Below are 7,031 nucleotides of genomic sequence, written 5' to 3' on the forward strand. Positions count from 1 at the left end.
CCGCCGTTAAAAGCATCGCCAGCAGCCACAGTGTCGATCGCCTCCACAGCAAAAGCCGGTACAAAAAACGTTTCATCCGCAGTAACAGCAACAGCCCCCCGATCGCCCAATTTGACAATAACATTCTTGACCCCTCGCTCCTGCAAGTGTTTGGCAGCTACAATCGCTGTTTCGGTGTCATTCACCCGAAAACCGACTAGCTGACTGGCTTCCACTTCATTCGGCGTGATAATGTCAATTAGCGGATAAAGTTCGATCGGCAAATCCGTCCTAGCCGGTGCTGGATCGAGAATAACTCGCACCCCCGCTTGACAAGCAGCTTCCGCAGCTTTTTGGACAACTTCCAGGGGAATTTCTAACTGTAATAGCAAGGATGTAGCTGCTGTTAACAGTTTTTTGAGACGTTCTATATCTGCTTTACCGACATTGTTATTCGCGCCCGGAATCACAATAATATTATTTTGACCTGTCTCGTCTACCGCGATAATTGCCACTCCTGAATGAGTGCTTTGGTCTATTAATACATTGTCTGTACTTAAACCATAAGATTGTAAATTAGTCAATAATTCTTCAGCAAATTTATCGTTGCCGACGCGACCGATGATGTGGGTGGAAGTGCCGAGACGAGCGGCGGCGACGGCTTGATTTGCTCCTTTGCCGCCGCCGGCTGTGAAAAAATTGCTACCGATGATAGTTTCCCCTGGCTGCGGTAACCGGGGAGTTTTTGCTGCTAGGTCGATGTTGATACTGCCGAATACGATGATGGTCATAATTTAAATTGGGAATTGGGCGGAGCGAAGCGGAGGGATGGGGCATGGGGCATGGGGCAGGGGGCATTATAGAATTGCGAATTGGTAATGGGTAGCAACTCGCAAATAACCCATAACGAATAGACATCTCCCATAATTATCGTGGAACAGGCAGGATGCCTGTTCAAAATCTGCTTTTTAGGAGAAGTCTAATAACAAAAAATAACAACAGTCAACAGCCAACAGCCAACAGCAAACAACCAACGGCCATCAAACGTGCTAGAACAGTTATGGTCTCCACCGGTCAATTCAATGGCTGCAATTACTCTCGATCGCAATCCCTGTGTCCTGCTAGTTGAAACAGACGAAGTTCTCGCCGGACACTTGAGTCTCGACTTAAAATCCTCCGGCTACGAACCGGTAGTGGCTTCTAATACCGCCACAGGCCAACATTTAGCTCATGAATTGCAGCCAGCTTTGATTGTAATCGATCGCATACTTGGCGCTGAGTCGGGGCTGTCACTGTGTTCTCACCTCAGAAGTATTGGCAATCGGGTGCCGGTGCTGCTACTGGTCGGTCGTGATACAGTTGACGATCGCGTAGCTTGTCTGGAAGCTGGGGCGGATGATTATTTTCTGAAACCTTACCGCACTGAGGAGTTTTTGCAGTTGGTGCGCTTGTATTTGCAGCCGGATAACACCAGCAATGAACAATTGAGGTTTGGCGATTTAGTTTTGGATTTAGCCTCTAGGCGGGCTCTACGCAATGGACGGGCGATCGACCTGACGATGAAGGAATTTGAGCTGCTAAAGTATTTAATGGAACACCCCCGCGAGGTTTTGACTCGGGAACAAATTCTGGAAAATGTTTGGGGTTACGACTTTTTGGGCGAGTCGAATGTAATTGAGGTTTACATCCGCTATCTGCGACTCAAGATTGAAGATGAGGGCGAAAAGCGCTTGATTCAGACGGTGCGCGGTGTTGGCTATGTGATGCGGGAAGCTTGAAGCAGTCAGTTGACTGTTGACTGTTGACTGTTGACTGTTGGCTAGTTCTAATGTCCAATCTAAAATCTAAAATCTAAAATCTAAAATCTAAAATCTAAAATCAATATGAATTATTTAACTAATTTGCTCGGTATTGGAGTAAGTATATTTTTGCTGGGATGTTCGCCGACTTTACCTGTCGCGAATGCTGGTGCTACTGGTATTTTGGCGGCTGAGTCTCCGACGGCGAAAACATCGGGTCAAGTGCTGCCTGTTTCTGCTAGAGCTCGGATAGCCGATCGCCCAATCGAACTCGAAGTGGCGAAAACAGTGGAACAGCAGGCTATGGGTTTAATGTACAGAACTTCTTTGCCGGATGACAGAGGAATGCTGTTTGAGTTTAAACCGGCGCGGGGGGTCAATTTTTGGATGAAAAATTGCAAGATTTCTCTGGATATGATTTTTATCCGGGATGGGGTGGTTGAGGCGATCGAAGTTTCTGCACCTCCTTGTACTGCAGATCCTTGTCCTACCTACGGGCCCAATACTGCTGTCGATCGAGTTATTGAACTCCGGGGCGGGCGAGCTGCTGAACTCGGTGTCAAAACGGGCGATCGTATTGAAATCGAGTTTTTCCAGTAAAATTTCGGACTGTTTCCGTAAAATCTGCAGACAGACACAATCCCCCGGTTTCCATCGCCCCCAGAGCCCCCTGCCTTCGGACTACGCAAGAAAATTTAGAAACTTTACAAAAATTGATAAAATCTATTAGAATATTAATGTAACATTCAGTACAAACACCCAAAGATTTGCTACGATGTCGATCTCAGTCAGTCAGGACTTGAGCTTGTTTCCGGAAGCTGTAGATTGTTGGTCGCAGGTATGAGACGAGTCAGCGACTCGTTACCAATCCTGAGAGACGATACTCAGCCTCAAGGTGTAGCAACACGAAAAGAAATTCTCTGGAAGTTCTGGCGATCGAGCTAAATCTACTAAACCTATCTAAAGTAATATGCTACGAGCCAAGTTAATTGGCGGTAATTGGCAAACTTAACTTCTGGTAGCAGTTTCGGGTTTGATCGAAATATCTAACTAATTTTGCCGAAGTAGATTTGCGGATTCTGCATTTCGGCAGATGAAGTTAAACTCTGAACCTGGTTTAGTAGTTTTAGGTAGCAGAATTTATTCTGATTCGCACTGCAAAGATGCCGAGGTATTCAGTTTAGGTTCGATCGCGATTACCAGTCGATCGGGCCGACATCAGCAAAATTGCAAAACCTTTCACTTTTTGGGAAAGGTTAGCTTTACAGTAGCACTCAGCATTACGTTTGGCAGTTCAACCGCTAATAGCGTTTTAAAAGCTATCGACGGTAACAAGACAAATTTAAAACTGGCTTATTACTCATCAAAAACATCAGGTTCACATCAGAAAATGGTGTCCTATACTTAGAGGTGAAATCACATGGCACCCGCTAAATACACTCGATTAATTCGATTTTTACAAGAAGATTTGGCAATTTCGCCCGCATCAATTGCTGTCGCCGAACGTGTCGGCGATAACAAACAGCGGCAGCGCGATCAAGACCCGAATTCCTTGCCGATGGTTCTGTGGCAATACGGTTTAGTCACTCTCGAACAGTTGGATAAAATCTTTGATTGGTTATCCGAAGCATATTAAAAGGATTTTAGATTTTTGATCCTCTCTAAAATCTAAAATCCTTTAACAACTGAGATTAGGATTCAGCCAAGAATTTGGCAGCAGCGGCAACGCCGGCACCCGGAGTGTAGCCTTCATGACCCAATTCTCGCAGCACCACTTCTAAAGAGGAAATTGCTGCTAGAATATCGCGCTCGCACACAAAGCCCAAATGACCGATTCGGAAGATTTTACCTTTCAAATGGTCTTGTCCGTCGGCGAGAGCAATGTCAAATCTCTTTCTCATCAAAGTCCGCACTTTTTGAGCATCTACGGATGCTGGGGGCATAACCGAAGTAATCGCAGGGCTGGCGGCATCGTCAGCAGCAAACAACGGCAAACCTAAAGCTTTGACAGCAGCGCGAGTAGTTTTCATTAAGCGTTGGTGTCGCGCGAAAACATTTTCCAACCCTTCTGTTTTCATCATCTGCAGCGATGCTTGCAGGGCAAAAAACATATTGACAGGGGGAGTAAAAGGAGTGGTATTTTTGGCAGCGTCTTTGCTATATTTACCCAAATCCAAATAATAGCGGGGCAGTTTCGCAGTTTTGTAAGCTTCCCAAGCTTTGGGGCTGACGGCCACAAAACCCAAACCGGGAGGAATCATGTAAGCTTTCTGAGAACCCGAAGCAATGACATCGATGCCCCAAGCGTCCATCGGAATATTGACAGCGCCTAAGCTAGTGACAGCATCGACCATAATTAAAGCTTCACCGTGGGCTTTAACGTGGCGGTTGATGGTTTCGAGGTCGTTGAGGACCCCGGTAGAGGTTTCCGAGTGGGTGATGATGACAGCTTTGATTTGCTTCTCTGTATCTGATTCGAGTTTTTCGCGGAAGTGTTCGGGGTCTAAAGGTTGGCCCCACTCGGCTTTAATAATTTCGGCGTTTAAACCGTAAGCTTCGGCAACTTCAGCCCAGCGTTCACCAAATTTGCCGTTAGTACCGACTAAAACTCGATCGCCCGCACTCAAGAAATTAATTATCCCAGCTTCCATCGCGCCGGTACCAGAAACGGTTAAACTCAGCACGTCACTTTTAGTTTGGTGCAGCCACTTCAAATTTTCGGTACATTCTGCAAAAATCCCGTCAAATTCCTTGCTGCGGTGGCCCATCGGGTGTTTTGCCATCGCTAACAAGGCCGCTTCAGGTACCGGCGTCGGGCCGGGAATCATCAGCATTAATTTGTTGTCCATGATATTGTCCTAAGTTTTTCTGTGGGAGTTATATAGAATAAATCAAATACGATACGTCACGTCGCTACTCTAACTTTTTTAACTTTTAACTCCCTTGTGGTTAATTTCATTTAGAGACCAGCGGTGTTCTACCGCTAAGTTCGATCGCTCGCAGCTTTGTTCTAATTGCTTTTGAATGGCAAGGGCTTTACGCAGTGTAATAATAAGTTGGTGCACTTGTTGCTGCTGCGGCGATTGTGGACTGACAGCAAACATCGTTTTGCGTTCTAACAATTGAAGTAGCAATTCATAATGAATATACGAAGGAAGGGGGATTGGCTCCATGAAAGCTAATATACCTCAGCGAACCGACACCCCATTGCAATTGCATGAGGCATCACAGGTGAACATTAGATGCCCGATTTTTTATTTGTGTTCTAACCGTACAATAACCCCTGCTTTGCCGATCGAATATTCGGGGCTGGGTGCGTTGCACACGCTAAATCTTGCGATCGACAGGCTTACAGAATAGATTTAATTGCTTTCTGGCAAAATATTTCTATGCAATATAGCTTTCAGTGCTATTTTTTTTTTACAGTAGCGCTTGAGTCGATGCAGGCTAGAAATTCTCATTATTTACCTACTTAATCATTTTTTATCAGAATTAAGGGTGGTTTGTCAAGCGGTCTCGCCTTTCACAGGCTGGGAGGGCGATCGGCAAGGGAGGCTAAAGCGGCGCCTGGATCGGGCTGCTTGACCAGAGATTCGCCGATGAGAACGGCTTGGGCTCCGGCGGTGGCAACTTTAGCTAGGTCGTCGGGAGTGTGGATTCCTGACTCGCTGACGATGAGGATGCCTTTTTCTTGGATTTCGGTTTGTCGATCGGCTAATAGTTGACCGGTTGTTTCTAGGCTGACGGAAAAGTCTTCTAGGTTGCGGTTGTTGATGCCGATCAGGTTGACGCCTTGTAGGGTTAATACTCGATCGAGTTCTTCGAGAGTGTGAACTTCTATTAAAGCTGTCATGCCCAAAGTCTTGACAATTTTTACAAAGTATTGTAAGTCTTTGTCAGATAGAATAGCTGCGATTAACAATACAGCATCGGCGCCGTGAATCCGGGCGAGATAAATTTGGTAGGGATAGATAATAAACTCTTTGCAAAGTAAGGGTAAATCGACGGCGGCACGGATTTTAGCGAGGTTGTCGAAACTACCTTGAAAGAACTTTTCATCGGTGAGTACGGAAATGCAGCTAGCGCCGTTTTGTTGGTAAGCTAGGGCGATCGCCACTGGGTCGAAATCTTCGCGAATTACGCCTTTGCTGGGAGAAGCTTTTTTAACTTCGGCGATGATAGCGGGTGTGGTTTTGCCGTTTTTAAGGGCGGCAAGAAAGTCGCGGATGGGCGGTGCAAACGGGAGTTTTTTGTGAAGATCGGCTAAGGGGGTGCGATCGCGCTTTTGGGCTACTTCTACTTCTTTTTGCCAGACGATTTCTTCAAGGATGTGCTGGGGTTCGGCGTCGGGTACGGCGATTTGGTAGCTGAGGTAGAGTACGGAGACGGATGTGCTGGGGGGACGACGGCGGATTTGAAGCATGATAGAAGGATAAAGGGCGATCGTAACAAGTTTCAACGTATTATATAATGGTTTACGATTAATCAAACAGAAACAAACCCGGATTTACATGAAAAAAATTTCCCAAAGCCTCAGCTTGTTTTTTGCTAATTTCTAGCTGACCGTTAACGATTTTAGTTACCGTCTCAACTGTGCCCATAATTTCTACTAAATCTGCTAGTTCTAAACTTCTAGCATCCATCAAATGAAGAAGTCTTGAGTGGGGAGTTGAAGCATTCAGTTGATAGTGATTTTCTTCATAATCCTCAATTAGTTTGACTAAAAGTTCTAACAGAGTATCTTCTTCGGGAGTTAGATTTTCCTGAGAGAGCAAGTTTTCAACTATTTCTAAAAAAGTCTCGTTTTCATCTTCATTTTTGATGATTCGAGGTTGATATTGAGATAGCAGGCTGCTGTACCTGTCGGAGTCAAAAGTAAGGGTCATTTTTCCAGTTGTCTTTGTCATATTCTGCATGAGTCAAAATGTACTTGATATAAACAATCTGCTTTTGATAGTTAAGACTTACGATTAAGCGATATTTATTTCCTTTGATATTGAAAACTGTAAAGTTTCCAACTGCTTCAGCTTGAGGATAAATAGTTTGAACTTCAATAAGTTTAGTCCAGTTGGCTTGACTAGCAATCTTGTACCAATCATCGAGGGCTTCGCAGGAATCAGAATGATTTTGGCAGTAGTCTCTTAATTTTTTGCGACTGATAACGTGCATTTAGCGATCGTTCAGATGTTTTGCAGATACCTAATTCTATCAAATTTAAGTGCGAACGGCTAAAACCCCAATTTTACTAAAAGG

10 protein-coding genes are annotated in these 7,031 nt (G+C 45.1%); 4 read left to right on the forward strand and 6 right to left on the reverse strand.

The genetic code is table 11. The features are described 5' to 3' along the window. Window positions 1-770 (reverse strand): ribokinase (gene rbsK / locus QUA38_RS26215; protein ID WP_333167089.1); only part of this gene is annotated, 770 nt, incomplete at its 3' end. A gap of 291 nt (window positions 771-1,061) precedes the next feature. Here rbsK and nblR point away from each other — a divergent pair. The 4 genes from nblR (at window position 1,062) to QUA38_RS26235 (ending at window position 3,414) form a co-directional block, all read left to right on the forward strand. Then, the gene (nblR, locus tag QUA38_RS26220) at window positions 1,062-1,757 is read left to right on the forward strand and encodes a response regulator transcription factor NblR (RefSeq protein ID WP_333167091.1); all 696 of its coding nucleotides are present in this window, start codon (window positions 1,062-1,064) and stop codon (window positions 1,755-1,757) included. A 105-nt stretch (window positions 1,758-1,862) separates the two neighbouring features. Continuing rightward, complete coding sequence (locus tag QUA38_RS26225; RefSeq protein WP_333167093.1) at window positions 1,863-2,378, forward strand: DUF192 domain-containing protein; 516 nt, start codon at window positions 1,863-1,865, stop codon at window positions 2,376-2,378. 493 nt (window positions 2,379-2,871) lie between these two features. Then, complete coding sequence (locus QUA38_RS26230; protein WP_333167094.1) at window positions 2,872-3,186, forward strand: hypothetical protein; 315 nt, start codon at window positions 2,872-2,874, stop codon at window positions 3,184-3,186. 12 nt (window positions 3,187-3,198) lie between these two features. Continuing rightward, on the forward strand, window positions 3,199-3,414 hold the full coding sequence (locus tag QUA38_RS26235) for a DUF2949 domain-containing protein (protein WP_333095284.1): 216 nt from the start codon (window positions 3,199-3,201) through the stop codon (window positions 3,412-3,414). Window positions 3,415-3,469: 55 nt separating this feature from the next. On the opposite strand, the gene QUA38_RS26240 is transcribed toward QUA38_RS26235, so the two are convergent. From QUA38_RS26240 to QUA38_RS26260, 5 genes are all read right to left on the reverse strand, one after another. After that, entirely contained in the window at window positions 3,470-4,627 is a 1,158-nt protein-coding gene (locus QUA38_RS26240) for an alanine--glyoxylate aminotransferase family protein (protein ID WP_333167096.1), read from the reverse strand. 78 nt (window positions 4,628-4,705) lie between these two features. Then, entirely contained in the window at window positions 4,706-4,951 is a 246-nt protein-coding gene (locus tag QUA38_RS26245; RefSeq protein ID WP_041623669.1) for a DUF5340 domain-containing protein, read from the reverse strand. A 350-nt stretch (window positions 4,952-5,301) separates the two neighbouring features. Further along, entirely contained in the window at window positions 5,302-6,201 is a 900-nt protein-coding gene (gene trpC, locus QUA38_RS26250; RefSeq protein WP_333167102.1) for an indole-3-glycerol phosphate synthase TrpC, read from the reverse strand. A 58-nt stretch (window positions 6,202-6,259) separates the two neighbouring features. Continuing rightward, window positions 6,260-6,685: a transcriptional regulator gene (locus QUA38_RS26255; RefSeq protein ID WP_333167098.1), complete on the reverse strand. Its 426-nt coding sequence runs from the start codon at window positions 6,683-6,685 to the stop codon at window positions 6,260-6,262. Then, window positions 6,648-6,947, reverse strand: a complete 300-nt coding sequence (locus tag QUA38_RS26260; RefSeq protein ID WP_333167100.1) for a type II toxin-antitoxin system HigB family toxin — start codon at window positions 6,945-6,947, stop codon at window positions 6,648-6,650. Before QUA38_RS26260 ends, QUA38_RS26255 begins: the two co-directional genes overlap by 38 nt. Window positions 6,948-7,031 lie beyond the last annotated feature (84 nt).

Origin of the sequence: Microcoleus sp. Pol12B4, assembly GCF_036701385.1 — a bacterium.
Classification (GTDB): Bacteria; Cyanobacteriota; Cyanobacteriia; order Cyanobacteriales; family Microcoleaceae; genus Microcoleus.

Bases quoted from the DNA above. Each gene is read 5' to 3' on its own strand.
- nblR (WP_333167091.1), top strand. From the start codon at position 1,062: ATGGCTGCAATTACTCTCGATCGCAATCCCTGTGTCCTGCTAGTTGAA.
- trpC (WP_333167102.1), bottom strand. From the start codon at position 6,201: ATGCTTCAAATCCGCCGTCGTCCCCCCAGCACATCCGTCTCCGTACTC.
- QUA38_RS26240 (WP_333167096.1), bottom strand. From the start codon at position 4,627: ATGGACAACAAATTAATGCTGATGATTCCCGGCCCGACGCCGGTACCT.
- QUA38_RS26245 (WP_041623669.1), bottom strand. From the start codon at position 4,951: ATGGAGCCAATCCCCCTTCCTTCGTATATTCATTATGAATTGCTACTT.
- QUA38_RS26255 (WP_333167098.1), bottom strand. From the start codon at position 6,685: ATGACAAAGACAACTGGAAAAATGACCCTTACTTTTGACTCCGACAGG.
- QUA38_RS26235 (WP_333095284.1), top strand. From the start codon at position 3,199: ATGGCACCCGCTAAATACACTCGATTAATTCGATTTTTACAAGAAGAT.
- QUA38_RS26230 (WP_333167094.1), top strand. From the start codon at position 2,872: ATGAAGTTAAACTCTGAACCTGGTTTAGTAGTTTTAGGTAGCAGAATT.
- QUA38_RS26225 (WP_333167093.1), top strand. From the start codon at position 1,863: ATGAATTATTTAACTAATTTGCTCGGTATTGGAGTAAGTATATTTTTG.
- QUA38_RS26260 (WP_333167100.1), bottom strand. From the start codon at position 6,947: ATGCACGTTATCAGTCGCAAAAAATTAAGAGACTACTGCCAAAATCAT.